Here is a 13850-nt window from a genome sequence, read left to right as displayed (position 1 = left end):
TGCCTGAACAGGTTGTTCAGCATGTCTTGGCTGTAGATTTTCGGCAGCTCCGCCCGGAGACGGTGCTCTTTTCCAACATAGGAACCAAACCATCACTGCTTCTTAAGTACCACCCCACAATGCACAGGCTTCTTCATCTGCTCTGATGCTGTCAAGAATCAGAGTCCAGCCTGCCTCTTGTCCAGCAGCTTTTTCAGCTTCCGCTTGTACATGTCCTGCTTGAGCCTGCTGATGCGGTCAATAAACAAAACGCCGCGCAGGTGATCCACCTCGTGCTGGATGATACGGGCGAAGCGGTCTTCGGCGACGAAATCTAGCGGCCTGCCCTCAACATCCTGGGCTGTGACGCGGATTTTCTTGAAGCGCTCGACCTTCGCGTCGTACTCCAGCACGCTCAGGCAACCTTCTTTGCCGCTTTCGCAGCCCTCGCCTTCGGAAAGCACCGGATTGACCAGCACAATGTGCTGCCGCTCCTCCTCGCTGGCTGAGATGTCCACCACCGCGATCTGTCGGGCCACGCCGATCTGATTGCCGGCCAGCCCCACGCCTTCAGACGCGTACATGGTCTCGGCCATGTCTTGGGCCAGCTGTTGCAGCTCGGCGTTGAATTCAGTGATTGCCGCCGCCTGCTCGCGCAGCACGGGATGGGGATGGGTGACGATCTTTCTCAGAGCCATGCTTGCTTAATAAAATATTGGATGTTCAGGGGGGGCAAGGTTGCCGAGCAGATGCTGCGCCAGCGCGGCTGCGGCGACGGCTGCGGTTTCCGCCCGCAGCACGCGCGGGCCGAGCGAGACGATGCGGAAGCCGCCGCTTCTCGCCTGCCCGACTTCCTCTGGATGAAAGCCGCCTTCCGGGCCGATCAGCAGGATCAGCGGCTGGCCAGGCTGCACACCGGCGGCGGCAAAGGAGCATGCTGTCTCATTCTCCCACGGCATGATTTTGCAGCTCTCGGCCGGGAAATCCAGCCCGTGCAGCGGCTGCGGCGGGCTGATCTCCATCAGCCGCAGCCGTCCGCACTGCTTGCAGGCTTCGAGCATGATCCGCCGCCAGCGGTCGAGCAGCTGGCTGTCGCGGCCCTGCGGCTCGCAGTAGCGGGTGATGACCGGGACAAAGCGGCTCACGCCCAGCTCCGCAGCCTTCTGGACAACCGTGTCCATCTTCTTGCCTTTGAGCATGGCCATGACCAAGGTCAGAGGGCTGCGACATTCCGGCTCGGTGCGGCGGCTGCGGATGCGGAAGGAGACGCTCTCCGCGCTGATCCGCTCAATCTCGCCAGTCAGCGCACCGCCTGCGCCGTCGAGCAGCTCGGCGGTGTCGCCGGGCCTCATCCGCAGCACCGTTCTGAGATGGTGCGCCTCCGCGCCGCTGATGGCAACGCAACCAGCGGCCTCATGGGCAGGATCGTAGAAAAAGCGTCGCATGAAAAGATGACTTGGCGTTCGGACAGAGTGCCGCCCTACTTTATGTCCGCAGCAGCCCTTCTGTCAAGCCTGAAAGGGAAAATGCGGCAGGGGCAGGGTTTCACAGCAGTCGCGGCCCCAGGCGCGAAGCTGGTTGCGGGCCGGAAATATCCGGTCGCGGCTGGTGACGATCCGGCGGCTGTAGATGTCCGGCGGAGGAGGGCAGCTATGGCAGAGATCGCGCAGGCAGCGCAGCTCCTCGCGCAGCTCCTGCCAAGGCCGCTGCTGCGGCCTGCGGACAAGGAAACGTTCCGCCTCTTCGCTGCTGCTGAACATGGAGCGGTAGAAGTTCTCCAGCACCAGCGGCGAAAACTCATCCAGCATTTTCTCGAAGCTCTCGGTCGGAATGCCGCGCTGCTCATCTATCGGCCTGAGCGTGCCGCCGACTGCTGTTGCCGTGCTGAACCGCAGCGCGGCAAAGCACGGCCTGTGCTCGGCCAGCCACGCCGCCGCCCATACGCCCATTGACCAAGCCAGCAGATGCAGGGGCTTCTCCTGCGGCAGCTCGGCAAGAAAGCTGTCATCCATGCTGCGGTAATCATAAAGCATCAGGACATCCGCGCAACCGAAATCCGCATCCTGAAACGGCTCCGGCCCCATGCCCCAGCCTGCCATGAAGAGCAGGCAGTCCTTGCCTTCGCCGCGCCGGAGCCAGCAGCTTCTCATGGCTGCGCCGCCGCAATCAGCTCCGGCAGCGCGGCCAGCTGCTCCCAGCGCATGTCCGCTGTCAGGGAAAGACGGAGCCGCGCCGTGCCGCTCGGCACAGTCGGCGGCCTGATCGCGTTCACCCAGAAGCCGTGCTCGCGCAGCTGGGCAGCCACGTGCGCCGCTCGCGCCGCATCGCCGATCAGCACCGGAACAATCTGACTCTCTCCGCCGGTGGACAATCCCGCCTTGCTCAGTCCCTCGCGCAGCTGTCCGGCCAGCTTGGCCAGCCGCTGCCGCTCCGTCTCCATCGCTGCAATGCGTGGCAGGATGAAATTGAGCCAGTGGATGCTCACCGGCGGCAGCGCGGTGGTGAAGATGAAGGAACGGGCGGTGTTGACAAGGACATCCCGGACAGCGCGGCGGCAGAGAGCAAACGCGCCCTGCCCTGCCCACGCCTTGCCGAAGGTGCCGATCAGCAGGTCGATCCGCCCCAGCACGCCCTGCTCTTCCGCCAGCCCCAAGCCGCGTGCGCCGCGCACGCCGACCGCGTGCGCCTCGTCTATATATAATACTGCGCCGTACTGCTCCTTCAGCTCTGTCAGCAGGCGCAGATCAGCGCAGTCGCCGTCCATGGAGAAGATGGATTCGCTGACGATGAAGACCGTGCCGCCTTGGCCGCAATGCCGCTGCCGCAGCAGCTTCTCCAGCGCGGCGTAATCCAGATGCGGGTAGCGGATGTGCCGGGCCTCTGCCAGACGCAGGCCGTCAATCAGGCTGGCGTGGCAGAGCTTGTCCGCAAGGATGATATCCCCCTTGCGGGCCAGCGCGGGCAGGATGCCGGTGTTGAGCTGCCAGCCAGAGTTGAAGAGCAGCGCGCTTTCCGCGCCGTGCAGCGAGGCCAGCGCGTCCTCCAGCTCCTGATATTGACTGTGGCTGCCGGTCATCAGGCGGGATGCGCCGCTGCCAAGGCCATACTTGGCCAGCACATCAGCATCATCAGCCAGCCCGGCGTAAAAGTCCCGCAGCAAAGCAGTGCTGCCGCTCAGGCCGAGGTAATCGTTGCCCGCGAGGTTGAGATATGCTCTGCCGCCCGCCGCAATCCTGCCTTGGCCCAGCGGCTCTGTTGACGCAAGAACGCGTCGCAGGCCCTGCTCCTCCAAGAGCCGCAGCTGGGCAGCGAGACGGTCAAGCATATGCGGCCAAGGCCTGCTCCAGATCGGCAAGGATGTCGTCAAGATGCTCGATGCCGACAGACAGGCGGATCATGGACTCGCTCAGTCCTGCAGCGGCGAGCTGCTCGGCGGAGAGCTGGGAATGGGTGGTGCTGGCCGGGTGAATAGCCAGAGACTTCGCGTCGCCGACATTGGCCAGGAGCGAGAAGAGCCGCAGGCTGTCAATGAAACGCTGCCCCGCCTCCCTGCCGCCCTTGATGCCGAAGGCGACCATGCCGCCAAAGCCGTTTGTCAGATATTTGCGGGCGGTCTCGTTTGCCTCGCCTGGCAGGCCGGGATAGCGCACCCAGTCCACTTTCGGATGCTTGTGCAGGAATTCCGCAGCCGCCTGGGCATTGGCGCAGTGCCGCTCCATGCGCAGGGAGAGCGTCTCGATGCCTTGGAGGAAGAAGGCGCAGTTGTCCGGGCTGATGCAGGCGCCAAGGTTGCGCAGCGGCACCAGGCGCATCCGCAGGGCGAAGGCGACCGGGTTCAGCGCGCCGAGATCGTGGGCGAAGCGCAGGCCGTGGTAGCCTTTGTCCGGCTGATTGTAGAGCGTGAACTTCGGGTCGGTCCAGTCGAATCTGCCGCTGTCCACGACTATGCCGCCGATGGCCAGACCGTGGCCTCCCATCCATTTGGTCAGCGAATGCACGACAATGTCCGCGCCATGCTCCAAAGGCCGCAGCAGACAGGGCGGGGTGAAGGTGGAGTCAACAATCAGGGGCAGGTGGTGCTTGCGGGCGACTGCGGCCACGGCCTCCAAGTCGGTCATCTCCAAGCCAGGATTGCCGATAGTCTCGCAGAAGATGGCCTTGGTCTTCGCGTTCACCGCCCGGTCAAAGTTGGCCGGGTCTTTCGGGTCGACCAGGCGCACCGTGATGCCGAGCTGCGGCAGAATCGCGTCAAACTGGGTGTAGGTGCCGCCGTAGAGGTTGCAGGCCGCAACCACTTCGTCGCCTGCCGCGCAGATGTTGATGATCGCGTAGAAGATGGCTGAGGTGCCGGATGCCAAGGCCAAGGCTGCCGCGCCGCCTTCCAAGGCAGCCACGCGCTTCTCCAGCACATCCTGCGTCGGGTTCATCAGCCGGGTGTAGATGTTGCCCAGCTCCTTCAGGCTGAAAAGATCGGCGGCGTGCTGGCTGTTTTTGAAGAGATACGAGCTGGTGCGGTACACCGGCACCGCTCTGGAAAGCGTGTCCTGGTCAACAACATGCCCGGCGTGCAGGGCAAGGGTCTCGAAACGGCGCTGGCTCATGGCGGCCTCCTTGTGCGCTTGGGAATGGGATGCAGCTTCTTTCTTTGTAACGGATGAACAGCCGGAAGGCAAGGAGATGTCAGGCCGGCCCGCCTTTTGCAGGCTGAGCGCCGCATGGCCTCCCCTGTCTTGCGCGCGCCGCAGCTTAAGCCGGGCGGACTTGCCGTTCCATAGGTATGGTACTTGGCGAGTCATACGTATGATACTTGGCGAGTCATACGTATGATACTTGGCGAGTCATACGTATGGTACTTGCCGAGTCATACATATGGTACTGGCTGTTCCATACGTATGATACTTGGCGAGTCATACGTATGATACTTGGCGAGTCATACGTATGGTACTTGCCGAGTCATACATATGGTACTGGCTGTTCCATACGTATGATACTTGGCGAGTCATACGTATGATACTTGGCGAGTCATACGTATGGTACTTGCCGAGTCATACGTATGGTACTTGCTGTTCCATACCTATGGTACTTGGCGATACCATAGGCATGACTCGGAGGGCGTTGACAGCACCGCCGGAGCATCATGCAATGATTCCCTTGCAACCTTTGCGTTGCAGGGGCAGGCCCCTGTGCCTGCCCTTGGAATGAGGCGGGCAGGTGCTTCGCTCAGAGCGCAGCATTTCTTCTTTGCAATCTGCGCCGATGCGTGGCAAAATCTGCGCACAGCCTTTCAACAACCGTCCAGCCTCGACTGTCTCCCCTTTATGAACACACCAGATGCCGGGCGCGACACAGCCCGTCAGGCCTACACGCAAGCCCGGATTGCGCATTGGAACCGGGTCGCGGCAGAGCCGCTGCTGCGGCCCGGCATGTCGCGGAACTACCGCCGCCGTCTGCGGCAGGTCTGCCGCTTCCTTGTTCCTCCTGGGAAGCGGGTGCTGGAGCTGGGCTGCGGCAGGGGCGAGCTGCTGGCCGCGCTTGAGCCGCAGCAGGGCATAGGCATAGATTTCTCTCCGGCCATGCTGGAGCAGGCGCGGCAGCTGCATCCGCGCTGCGTCTTTGTCGAGCGGGACGTGCACGAGCTGCTGTCCGGCCCGCTGCCGCCGGAGCTGCATAAGCCGCCGGATGTGATCCTGCTCTCGGACTTGGTCAACGACCTCTGGGACGTGCAGGAAACCCTCAGCAGCATCCGCCGCTTCTGCTCGCCAGACACCCGCATCATCTGCAACTTCCACAGTCATCTCTGGGAAGCCCCTGCGCAATGGGCGCAGGAGCTGGGAGCCATGACTCCGCGTCTGGAGCAGAACTGGCTCACCACCGACGACATGGCCAACCTCCTCCATCTGGCAGGCTTTGAGATCATCCGCCGCTTTGACGACTTCCTCTGGCCGTGGAGTACACCGCTGATCGAGCCGCTCTGCAACCGCTGGCTGGCCAAGCTGCCGCCGTTCCGCTGGCTGACGCTGACGCACTTCATGGTCTGCCGCCTTCTTGAGCCGCAGCGGAAGCCGGACTGCGTGGTGTCGGTGGTCATCCCGGCCCGCAACGAGGCAGGCAATATTGAGGCGGCGGTGCGGCGGGTGCCGGAGATGGGCGCAGGCACGGAGCTGATCTTTGTCGAAGGCGGCTCGACAGACACCACTTGGGCGGCGGTGCGGCAGGCGGTCAGCCAGCATCCTGAACGCAGGATCAAAGCCTTGCAGCAGACCGGCAAAGGCAAGGGCGACGCAGTGCGTCTGGGCTTCAGTCAGGCGGAAGGCGAGGTGCTGATGATCCTTGACGCAGACCTGACCGTGCCCCCGGAATCCCTGCCTCAGTTCTATGAGGCCCTCATGTCCGGCAAGGCGGAGTTCGTCAACGGCGTGCGGCTGGTCTATCCGCAGGAGAAAGAGGCCATGCGCTTCTTCAACCTGCTGGGCAACAAGTTCTTCAGCTGGGCCTTCTCCTGGCTGCTGGATCGGAGTGTCAAGGACACGCTCTGCGGCACCAAGGTGCTCAGCCGGAGCCATTACCAGCAGCTGGCGGCGAACAGAAGCTACTTTGGCGAGTTTGATCCCTTCGGCGACTTTGACCTGCTCTTCGGCGCGGCCAAGATGAACCTGCGCATCGTTGATCTGCCGGTGCGCTACCGGGAGCGCACCTACGGCGACACCAATATTCAGCGCTGGCGGCATGGTGCGCTGCTGCTGCGGATGGTGCTCTTCGCGGCCAGCCGCTTGAAGTTCATCTGAGATGGCGGCCTGGCTGAACAGCCTGCTCCAGCACCCGCTGACCAAGGGGCTGGCCGTGGATGACCCGGAAACCACGCGGCGACGGCGGGAGATCATCCGCAGCAAGCCCTTTCTCCGCCGCCTCTATCAGGAATGGTACAGCCTGCTGGCAGCGGCTTTGCCGCCGGGCGCGGGTCAAGTTGTCGAGCTGGGTTCCGGCGCAGGGTTCATCAAGGAGCTTGTCCCGGAGGTCATCACCACAGAAGTGCTGGCTGTTGACGGGGTGGACATAGTGCTGCCTGCTGACGGACGGCTGCCCTTTCCTGACCGCTCCCTGCGTGCGCTGCTGATGACCGACGTGCTGCATCACATCAGCGCGCCGCGCCGCTTCTTCATGGAAGCAGGCCGTGCAGTCCGTCCCGGCGGGGTGATGGCGATGATTGAGCCGTGGGTCACGCCGTGGTCCAGCCTGATCTACCGCAGGCTGCACGCCGAGCCGTTCCGCCCTGAGGCCGCAACATGGGAGTTCCCCAGCCAAGGCCCGCTCTCCGGTGCCAACGGTGCGCTGCCGTGGATCCTCTTTGAGCGCGACCGGCGGCGTTTCGCCGAGGAGTTTCCGCAATGGACAATCAGCCGCATCGAGCTGCTGATGCCCTGTGTTTATCTGCTCTCCGGCGGCGTGTCGCTGCGCTTCGCCCCGCCGGGCTGGCTCTATCCGCTCTGCCGCTTCGCCGAGCAGCGGCTGGCTTTTCTCAATCCACAGACTGCAATGTTCGCCTTCTGCCTGCTGACCCGCAATGAAGACTGAAACAGCATCCTTGCCGCAGGCTGCCGGAGGCCTGCTCCTTGCAGGCCTGTGCGGCGCGGTCTTTTTCCTTGCCGCGCAGGCGAGCGGGCCGCTGGCCGCTGCCGGGCTGTTTCTCCGCTACGACCTTGTCCTGCTGCCTGCTCTGGCCGCTGCGCTGTTCTGTCTCTTCGCACGGCTGCCCACGCCGCTGGGTGCTGCGGCTGTGCCGCTGCTGACAGCCTGCCTCTGCGGCTTGGTGCTGGCCGGAGTGCGCGAAGGCTTAGTTTCCGACCTCTCCACGCTGGCAGGTCTGTATCCCCACAGCGACGGGCGAAACTACCTCAACGGAGCATTGAACCTGCTCCACGGTCAAGAGCTGAACGCCTTCGCCTCCCGGCGGCCGCTCTCGGTCGTCTTCTGGGCTGCGCTGCTCCGCCTCAGCGGGCTGGACATCAGGATGGCGATGGAGCTGATGGTCTTCCTCTGCGCCTTGAGCATTGGCTGGTCTGTCCGGGCGGTGATCAGACAATTCGGCTGGGCGGCTGGCTGGCTGCTCTTCTGCGGCCTCTTCTGCTTCTACCGCCGTTTCATCGGCGCGTTCCTGACTGAGCATCTGGGGCTGGCCTTGGGCTGCTTCGCCTTTCTGCTCCTGCTGCGCTCGCTCGCTGAACGGCGGCAGGCACTGTGCTGTGCCGGGCTGCTGCTCCTGACCTTGGCCCTGAATGTCCGGGCCGGAGCCTTCTTTATTCTCCCTGCACTCGCGCTCTGGGTCGGCTGGCATTGGCGGCAGGCAGCCCGCTTCTCCTTCACCGCCGCCGGACTGGCCGCGCTGGCAATCAGCTTGGGCTTCGCGCTCAACAGTTCCGCGCTCCATCTGGTTGGGCAGGACGGCGCGGGACAGGGCAATTTTTCCTTCACCCTGTACGGACTGGTGCATGGCGGCGACTGGACGTTGGTCAAAGAGCAGCATCCGGAAGTCCTGAAGCTGGAGGAAGTCGAGCGGCACAAGGAGATTTACAAGCTGGCATGGGACAAGATCGCGGCGGAGCCGACCAGTCTGCTGCGCGGCGCAGGGCGGGCTTGGGCCGCATTTGCCAGCATCAGCAACGGCCCGTACAGCTATATGCTTTTCTCCCTCCAGCAGTCCTTTCTTGACCGGTCTGCCGCAGCGGCGGCGAAGGCCAGCTCCCTGCGGGAAAAGCTGCTGGAGCATCCGTGGAAATACCTTCAAATAGCCGCCGCTTATGCCAGCAGCGGTCTGCTCCTGCTGCTGGCTGCACTGGGCTTTCTTTCGCCGCAGCACAGGCAGGCGAAAGTGCTGCTGCTCTTCAGCTGGCTGGGCGTTCTGGCTTCCGTGCCCTTTGTTCCGCCGTGGGATGCCGACTTGATGCGGGCCTATGCGGCCACCCTGCCGTTCATGCTCTTGCCTGCGGCATGGGGCAGCGTAGCCCTGCTGGCTTGGTTTTGGGGAGAAACGCGGAGGGGTGAAGAGGAGCGGGCAAGTCTGGGGGGACGGGCGGGCGGACTGCTGCTGTCTGCCGGAATTGCCCTGCTGTTGCTGATTCTGCCGATGGTCTTCCGCCCGCAGGAGCAGACGGCGGCCCGTCCGGCCATTGCCTGCCCGGACGGTGAGCCGTGGCTGCTCAGTCTGCTGCCCGGCTCAGTTCTGCCCATTGCCGCTGAAACAGCAGGGGTGAAAGATTCTTCGCTCCTACAGCTCACCACTCTGCGCAGCCGCACCGGGGTGCTGCATTCGCTTGATCCGCGCCGTGCAGATGCCTTCCAGCACTTCGCTCCCGGCCAGACCTTGGCACTGGGCTATGAGCATCATTCATCCCTGCTGCGCTATGTGGTCTTGTCCGGCGGAACCGCATCATCATTCCTGCCTGAGCCGGTCTGCGCTTCGTCTGTCTATGATGACGGCATGACCACATGGTGGAAGGTGGAGCCAGTCAGCGCGGAATAAGCCTCCCGCAGTTCAGCGAGGAGCTTTTCCGCGTCCAAATGCTGCTGGTAATACGCCCGCGCTTGCGCCGCCTGCTCCTCGCGCAAGGCGGCATCACGGCTGAGGCGTTCCGCCTGCGCCCACATCGCCTGCGGGCTGTCCACTTCAAGCCATGCCCCTGCTCCCGGCGGCAGGCCGCGCATCGCTCCTTTGCGGGCAACTATCGCCCGTCCGGCAGCCAATGCCTCCACCACCTTGATCTGCACGCCAGTGCCGGACGCGGTGGGCAGAAGGATGATGCCGCAATCCTGATAGGGCTGGCAGGAGTCGGCGTACCGCGCTGTTTTGCGCGCCTCCGGCCAGTGCGCGAACTGCGCCAAGCCGCCGTAGATGCTGACCGGCAGCGCAGGCGGTGCAGCTTGACTGAGCCAGCGTAGTCCTTCCTGATTGAAGCGGTTGGCTGAACCAATCAGGCCAATTTGCTCAGTCAGCGGAAAAGCCGAAGGCTGGGCCAGCGGCGGACTCCAGAGCACCTTGGTCAGACCACGACGGCGGAGTTCGGCCTCCTCGTCCTTGGAAATGACCACCACCAGATCAGCGGCAGCCAGCTCTTCCGTCTCCCGGCGGCAGCCGCCCCACATCCGGTTCGACCACAGATCAAGTAGCGCGATAACCTTGGGGCAGCGGGTCGGCAGCCACGCCCAATAGCTGTAGTTGATCACCGCCAAGTCGGCATCGCGGCTGCATTCGAGCAGGAAATCAGGCGGAAAGGCATGGCGGTGGTACGGATTGGCATGACCGAAGGCCCGCTCCAGCCCGAGTCCTTTGCAGATTGCGCCATAAGCCATCCCGGCAAGCTGCCGCCAGTTACGCGCAGGATATAGATCCTCGCGCAGCCGCACGGAAAAGCCGCGCTCCTCAATCTGCTGTCTTGCCGTATTTGTCCAGCCCATGCCCGCAGGCCGGGAGACCGCAGAGGCAATCGTGCAGCCGCCCATAGTCCGCAACAGATCGAGATGCTTCCACATCTCCACCTTGCCGCCGTGGTCGGCAGGCAGCGGGCAGTATGGTGTCAATACAACGGATTTCATCATTTCCCTCCGTTCGCCAAGCAGGCGCAGACCGCCTTGCGGAAACCTTCACGGAAGGAGGCGGTGTCCAACTGATCTGCCCGCCGCCGGTTGCGCAGGAGATGCTCCTGCTGATCCGCCGCCAGCATCGTCTTGAGCCGCCGGATCATCTCCCGCCCGTCATTGACCGGAAAGAGCCAGTCTTGCGGCAGCAGCTCCGCCATGCCGTCGAGATTGCTGGCCAGCACCGGCAGGCCCCAGCGCATGGCCTCCAGCATCACCACCGGCACGCCCTCGAAGCGCGAGGGCAGCAGCACGGCATCCAGCTGCGCATACCAAGCGTCCATATCCTCAGTCCAGCCCTCGAAGCTGACTGCATCGCCCAGATGCAGCTCTTCAGTCAAGGCCAGCAGCCGCTCGCGGTCAGGGCCGTCGCCGATCAGATGAATGTGCAGCGGCGGCAGCTCGCTCCGCTGCGCGGCGAAATGGCGGAGGAAGAAATCGTGCCGCTTCTGCTGGAATTCAATTCTGCCGATCAGCGCGACATGCTTGGTTGCGCTGATCGGCTTCCGAGGCAGCGCCAGCGGCTGGCTGCGGTCATAGTCCAGCCCGAAATATTGGACAAAGATGCGCTCTGCCGCGACCCCGTTCAGGCGGTGGAGCTGCTCTTTGGCCGTCGTGCAGATGGTGAGGAAGTAATTCGGCAGGGCGTAGAGCCTGCGGTAGAGCAGTTCTTGCAGGCGGACGGCAAGACCGTTCTGGCCGCGCACCAAGGCGACAGAATGTGCCATCGGCAGAAAGCTCATCAGCGGGATTCCGGCAGAGCGGGCCGCGCTCAAGCCGCAGGCGGACAGGGCAATCGCCCCTTGCGAGACGATGACCAAATCCGGCTGATGCCGCAGCAGCACCTGCCGCAGCCGACGGACTTTCGGACTGCGCAGCAGCACCCGGAAGACATCGCCCGGCTCGGTGCGGAAAGAATGTTCGATGATTGCCGCGCTGCCCAGCTCAAGCCGCTTGAGCTGCTCGATCAGCCGTTGATTGGCTTGCGGCACCAGCAGGGTGAGGGCAATCGTCGGCTCGGCCAGCAGCCCCTTGACGGCTTCAAGTAGCGTGACTTCATGCCCGCCGAATGCGGCGGAGTCTAAGTAGATCAGCACCCGGTGCTGGCGGTCAGGCGGCATGGCTGCTCTTTTGGGCCAGCAATCTTTGATACAGCGCAACAAGCTGCCCGGCGACCCGCTCAATGGTGTGCTGCGCCTCAATGGTTTGCCGCGCAGCCCGGCCCAGCCGCAGAGAAAGCTCCTCATCTTTAAGCAGAGTCAGCATCGCTTCGGCCAAGGCCGCGCTGTCATTCACCGGCACGGCCCAACCGTTGACCTGATGCCGGACTACGGCCAAGTTGGCTGGAATATCCGAAACCAGCACCGGCAGACCCCAGCTCATCGCCTCCAGCAGGGCGTTCGACAGCCCCTCGACCCGCGAAGGCAGGACAAAGAGCCGCGCTCTGCGCAGATATTCGCCAACATCCTTGACCGCCCCGGCGAAATGGACGCTGTCCAAGCAGTCCTGCTGGGCCAGCTGCTGCCGCCACGGCGCAGGATCGCCAGCACCAAGCACGGTCAGCCGCGTCCGCCCTTGATCCTCTTTCTGAAACTGCGCCCAAGCGGCAAAGAGAATGTCAAAGGCCTTCCACCGCGCCCCTTGGGTCAGGTTGCCGACATAAACTACCTCACGGGAACCGGCGACCGGGCTGCGTTCAGCGGGCAGCTCCACGCCATTGGGAATCAAACTGATTTGTCCGGCAGGAATGCCGCTTTCGCGCAATGAGGCAGCCACCGGCTCGGTCAGGGCGATGAACTCCGCCTGCCGCCGCAGTCTGGCCAACTCCGCCCGCAGCGGCGCGTCATAGCTGATCTTCGCGGCGGCAGGATAAGTCGCCTCCTTGCAGACCACCGGCAGGCCCAGCCCTTGGCAGGCCCACATCACCGCCCCGGCGATCCAGTGCGCCTCGTGGACATGCACGATGTCAATCTGCTGGAAATTCTCCTGAAAGAACTGGCGCAGCCCGCGCATGAAGGAGAGGCGGGCCAACCGGACAAAAGGCAGCGGCAGCCAGAAATCCGCCGCTTCGGCCAGCGGCCTTGGCAGCCGCTTTCGCCATGCCAGCAGCTTGTTTTTGCTGAACTCCTCCAGCCAAGCGAACGTGCCGAGCCGCCGCACCAAATACCCTTCCGGCATGATCTCTTCCGGCGGCAGCTCAGAGTGCAGACGGCTGGTCAGCACCTCGCAATGATGGCCTTGCCGGGTCAGCTCGGCGGCCAGTTTGCGGCACTGCCGTTCCGCCCCGCCTTCCGGGCAGGGATGGAACTTCCAGACCACCATGCAGATGTTCATCTGCGGCCTGCCTTTTTCACCGCCAGAATATGCGCCCCGCTGATATTGCTGTCCTCAGCCTGACAGCGTCCAGCCAGCTGCTCAAGCCGGAGCGCGGAAGCGGTGCTGATGGTTTTTTCGCCAAGCAGCGTGAAGCCGGACTGCTCCAGCAATCGTTTATGAACTGAATACGGCTCGCGGTTGAGCAGATACGGCCTTCGTCCCCGGATGATCTTCCAAAGGAAATCGGGATAGAGCCAGTGGCCGTTCCAGTCTCTGGCTGTGCCGTGGCATTTGAAGTCAATCTGATGCGAAATCCAGCCGTCATCCTTCAGCCAGCGGCGCATGGCGGCATACGTTTCCGGCAAATCATCCACATGCTCCAGCACCGCCTGCGAAAAAATCAGATCAATGCTCTGCTCCTGCACCACTGAATGCGATGACCACGGCACTGCGTAATGGATGAGAGAATCCTTGCTGTCCGGCTGCTCCACTGACTTTCTGATCTGCTCTATTCGTTCAGGAGCGAGACAGCGGCGCAGATGTTCGTCAGAGAACATGCTGCGCGGAAATTGATAGTCATCCAAGTACGGCTTCAGCTCTGGAAAGACTTCCGGTCCGGGAATATCCCGCCTTGCCTGAGCCATGGCGGCAAGCTCGTCAAACACGCCGAGATTTTTTTTAATGTCGGCGAACTGCACCACATCAAAGGCAAAATACTGCTCTGCGCCGAAGAGCAAGGCGGTCAGGCCAATGCCCAGCGAATCGCCGGGGCCAAGCTCGGCGACGGTCTGCGGAACAGCGCGCAAGCCTGCCTGCCACGCTGTCACCGCATGACGCAGCCAGACCGAATAGCAGTAAGCCGCGCTGTTTGTGCCGCCTGTGCCCTGCGGCCGCATGAGCGAGACCGGCAGCAGACTGTTCAGTCC

12 protein-coding genes are annotated in these 13850 nt (G+C 63.2%); 3 read left to right on the top strand and 9 right to left on the bottom strand.

The window, feature by feature from the left end; all coding sequences use genetic code 11:
- Positions 1 to 158 precede the first annotated feature (158 nt).
- The 5 genes from def to ACNKID_RS05465 all read right to left on the bottom strand — a co-directional run bounded on the left by def (position 159) and on the right by ACNKID_RS05465 (position 4580).
- Positions 159 to 677, bottom strand: coding sequence for a peptide deformylase (def, locus tag ACNKID_RS05485; RefSeq protein ID WP_417912428.1), 519 nt, complete (start codon positions 675 to 677; stop codon positions 159 to 161).
- Positions 678 to 683: 6 nt separating this feature from the next.
- A complete protein-coding gene (locus ACNKID_RS05480) occupies positions 684 to 1424 on the bottom strand; it encodes a 16S rRNA (uracil(1498)-N(3))-methyltransferase (protein WP_417912427.1) in 741 nt (246 codons plus the stop codon).
- Positions 1425 to 1487: 63 nt separating this feature from the next.
- Entirely contained in the window at positions 1488 to 2129 is a 642-nt protein-coding gene (locus ACNKID_RS05475) for an alpha/beta fold hydrolase (protein ID WP_417912426.1), read from the bottom strand.
- Complete coding sequence (locus tag ACNKID_RS05470) at positions 2126 to 3304, bottom strand: aminotransferase class I/II-fold pyridoxal phosphate-dependent enzyme (protein ID WP_417912425.1); 1179 nt, start codon at positions 3302 to 3304, stop codon at positions 2126 to 2128. The genes ACNKID_RS05475 and ACNKID_RS05470 overlap by 4 nt, the downstream gene beginning before the upstream one ends.
- Positions 3297 to 4580 (bottom strand): O-acetylhomoserine aminocarboxypropyltransferase/cysteine synthase family protein, encoded by a 1284-nt coding sequence (locus tag ACNKID_RS05465; RefSeq protein WP_417912424.1) that lies wholly within the window; start codon positions 4578 to 4580, stop codon positions 3297 to 3299. The genes ACNKID_RS05470 and ACNKID_RS05465 overlap by 8 nt, the downstream gene beginning before the upstream one ends.
- Before the next feature lie 717 nt (positions 4581 to 5297).
- Here ACNKID_RS05465 and ACNKID_RS05460 point away from each other — a divergent pair.
- Genes ACNKID_RS05460 through ACNKID_RS05450 form a run of 3 tightly spaced genes read left to right on the top strand, consistent with a single transcriptional unit; the run spans position 5298 to position 9496 of the window.
- Positions 5298 to 6764 (top strand): glycosyltransferase, encoded by a 1467-nt coding sequence (locus tag ACNKID_RS05460; RefSeq protein ID WP_417912423.1) that lies wholly within the window; start codon positions 5298 to 5300, stop codon positions 6762 to 6764.
- Between the two features lies 1 nt (position 6765).
- Positions 6766 to 7551: a class I SAM-dependent methyltransferase gene (locus tag ACNKID_RS05455; RefSeq protein WP_417912422.1), complete on the top strand. Its 786-nt coding sequence runs from the start codon at positions 6766 to 6768 to the stop codon at positions 7549 to 7551.
- Positions 7541 to 9496, top strand: coding sequence for a hypothetical protein (locus tag ACNKID_RS05450; RefSeq protein ID WP_417912421.1), 1956 nt, complete (start codon positions 7541 to 7543; stop codon positions 9494 to 9496). Before ACNKID_RS05455 ends, ACNKID_RS05450 begins: the two co-directional genes overlap by 11 nt.
- Here the strand turns inward: ACNKID_RS05450 and ACNKID_RS05445 are convergent.
- From ACNKID_RS05445 to ACNKID_RS05430, 4 genes are all read right to left on the bottom strand, one after another.
- Positions 9442 to 10569, bottom strand: coding sequence for a glycosyltransferase (locus ACNKID_RS05445; protein ID WP_417912420.1), 1128 nt, complete (start codon positions 10567 to 10569; stop codon positions 9442 to 9444). The two genes, ACNKID_RS05450 and ACNKID_RS05445, sit on opposite strands and share 55 nt — an antisense overlap.
- Positions 10566 to 11729 (bottom strand): glycosyltransferase, encoded by a 1164-nt coding sequence (locus tag ACNKID_RS05440; RefSeq protein WP_417912419.1) that lies wholly within the window; start codon positions 11727 to 11729, stop codon positions 10566 to 10568. The genes ACNKID_RS05445 and ACNKID_RS05440 overlap by 4 nt, the downstream gene beginning before the upstream one ends.
- Positions 11719 to 12942: a glycosyltransferase family 4 protein gene (locus tag ACNKID_RS05435; RefSeq protein ID WP_417912418.1), complete on the bottom strand. Its 1224-nt coding sequence runs from the start codon at positions 12940 to 12942 to the stop codon at positions 11719 to 11721. The genes ACNKID_RS05440 and ACNKID_RS05435 overlap by 11 nt, the downstream gene beginning before the upstream one ends.
- The coding region (locus ACNKID_RS05430; protein WP_417912417.1) for a methyltransferase domain-containing protein at positions 12939 to 13850 on the bottom strand (912 nt) is incomplete at its 5' end. The genes ACNKID_RS05430 and ACNKID_RS05435, both read right to left, overlap by 4 nt.

The sequence above is a fragment of the Candidatus Electronema sp. TJ genome (genome assembly GCF_048287355.1).
Lineage (GTDB): Bacteria > Desulfobacterota > Desulfobulbia > Desulfobulbales > Desulfobulbaceae > Electronema.
Note: the sequence above shows the minus strand (reverse complement) of the source record. Positions and strands in the feature narration are given on the sequence as shown.

Excerpts from the sequence above, each read along its gene's own strand:
- ACNKID_RS05440 (WP_417912419.1), bottom strand. The coding sequence starts at position 11,729 with ATGCCGCCTGACCGCCAGCACCGGGTGCTGATCTACTTAGACTCCGCC.
- ACNKID_RS05470 (WP_417912425.1), bottom strand. The coding sequence starts at position 3,304 with ATGCTTGACCGTCTCGCTGCCCAGCTGCGGCTCTTGGAGGAGCAGGGC.
- ACNKID_RS05455 (WP_417912422.1), top strand. The coding sequence starts at position 6,766 with ATGGCGGCCTGGCTGAACAGCCTGCTCCAGCACCCGCTGACCAAGGGG.
- def (WP_417912428.1), bottom strand. The coding sequence starts at position 677 with ATGGCTCTGAGAAAGATCGTCACCCATCCCCATCCCGTGCTGCGCGAG.
- ACNKID_RS05450 (WP_417912421.1), top strand. The coding sequence starts at position 7,541 with ATGAAGACTGAAACAGCATCCTTGCCGCAGGCTGCCGGAGGCCTGCTC.
- ACNKID_RS05435 (WP_417912418.1), bottom strand. The coding sequence starts at position 12,942 with ATGAACATCTGCATGGTGGTCTGGAAGTTCCATCCCTGCCCGGAAGGC.
- ACNKID_RS05460 (WP_417912423.1), top strand. The coding sequence starts at position 5,298 with ATGAACACACCAGATGCCGGGCGCGACACAGCCCGTCAGGCCTACACG.
- ACNKID_RS05465 (WP_417912424.1), bottom strand. The coding sequence starts at position 4,580 with ATGAGCCAGCGCCGTTTCGAGACCCTTGCCCTGCACGCCGGGCATGTT.
- ACNKID_RS05480 (WP_417912427.1), bottom strand. The coding sequence starts at position 1,424 with ATGCGACGCTTTTTCTACGATCCTGCCCATGAGGCCGCTGGTTGCGTT.
- ACNKID_RS05445 (WP_417912420.1), bottom strand. The coding sequence starts at position 10,569 with ATGATGAAATCCGTTGTATTGACACCATACTGCCCGCTGCCTGCCGAC.
- ACNKID_RS05475 (WP_417912426.1), bottom strand. The coding sequence starts at position 2,129 with ATGAGAAGCTGCTGGCTCCGGCGCGGCGAAGGCAAGGACTGCCTGCTC.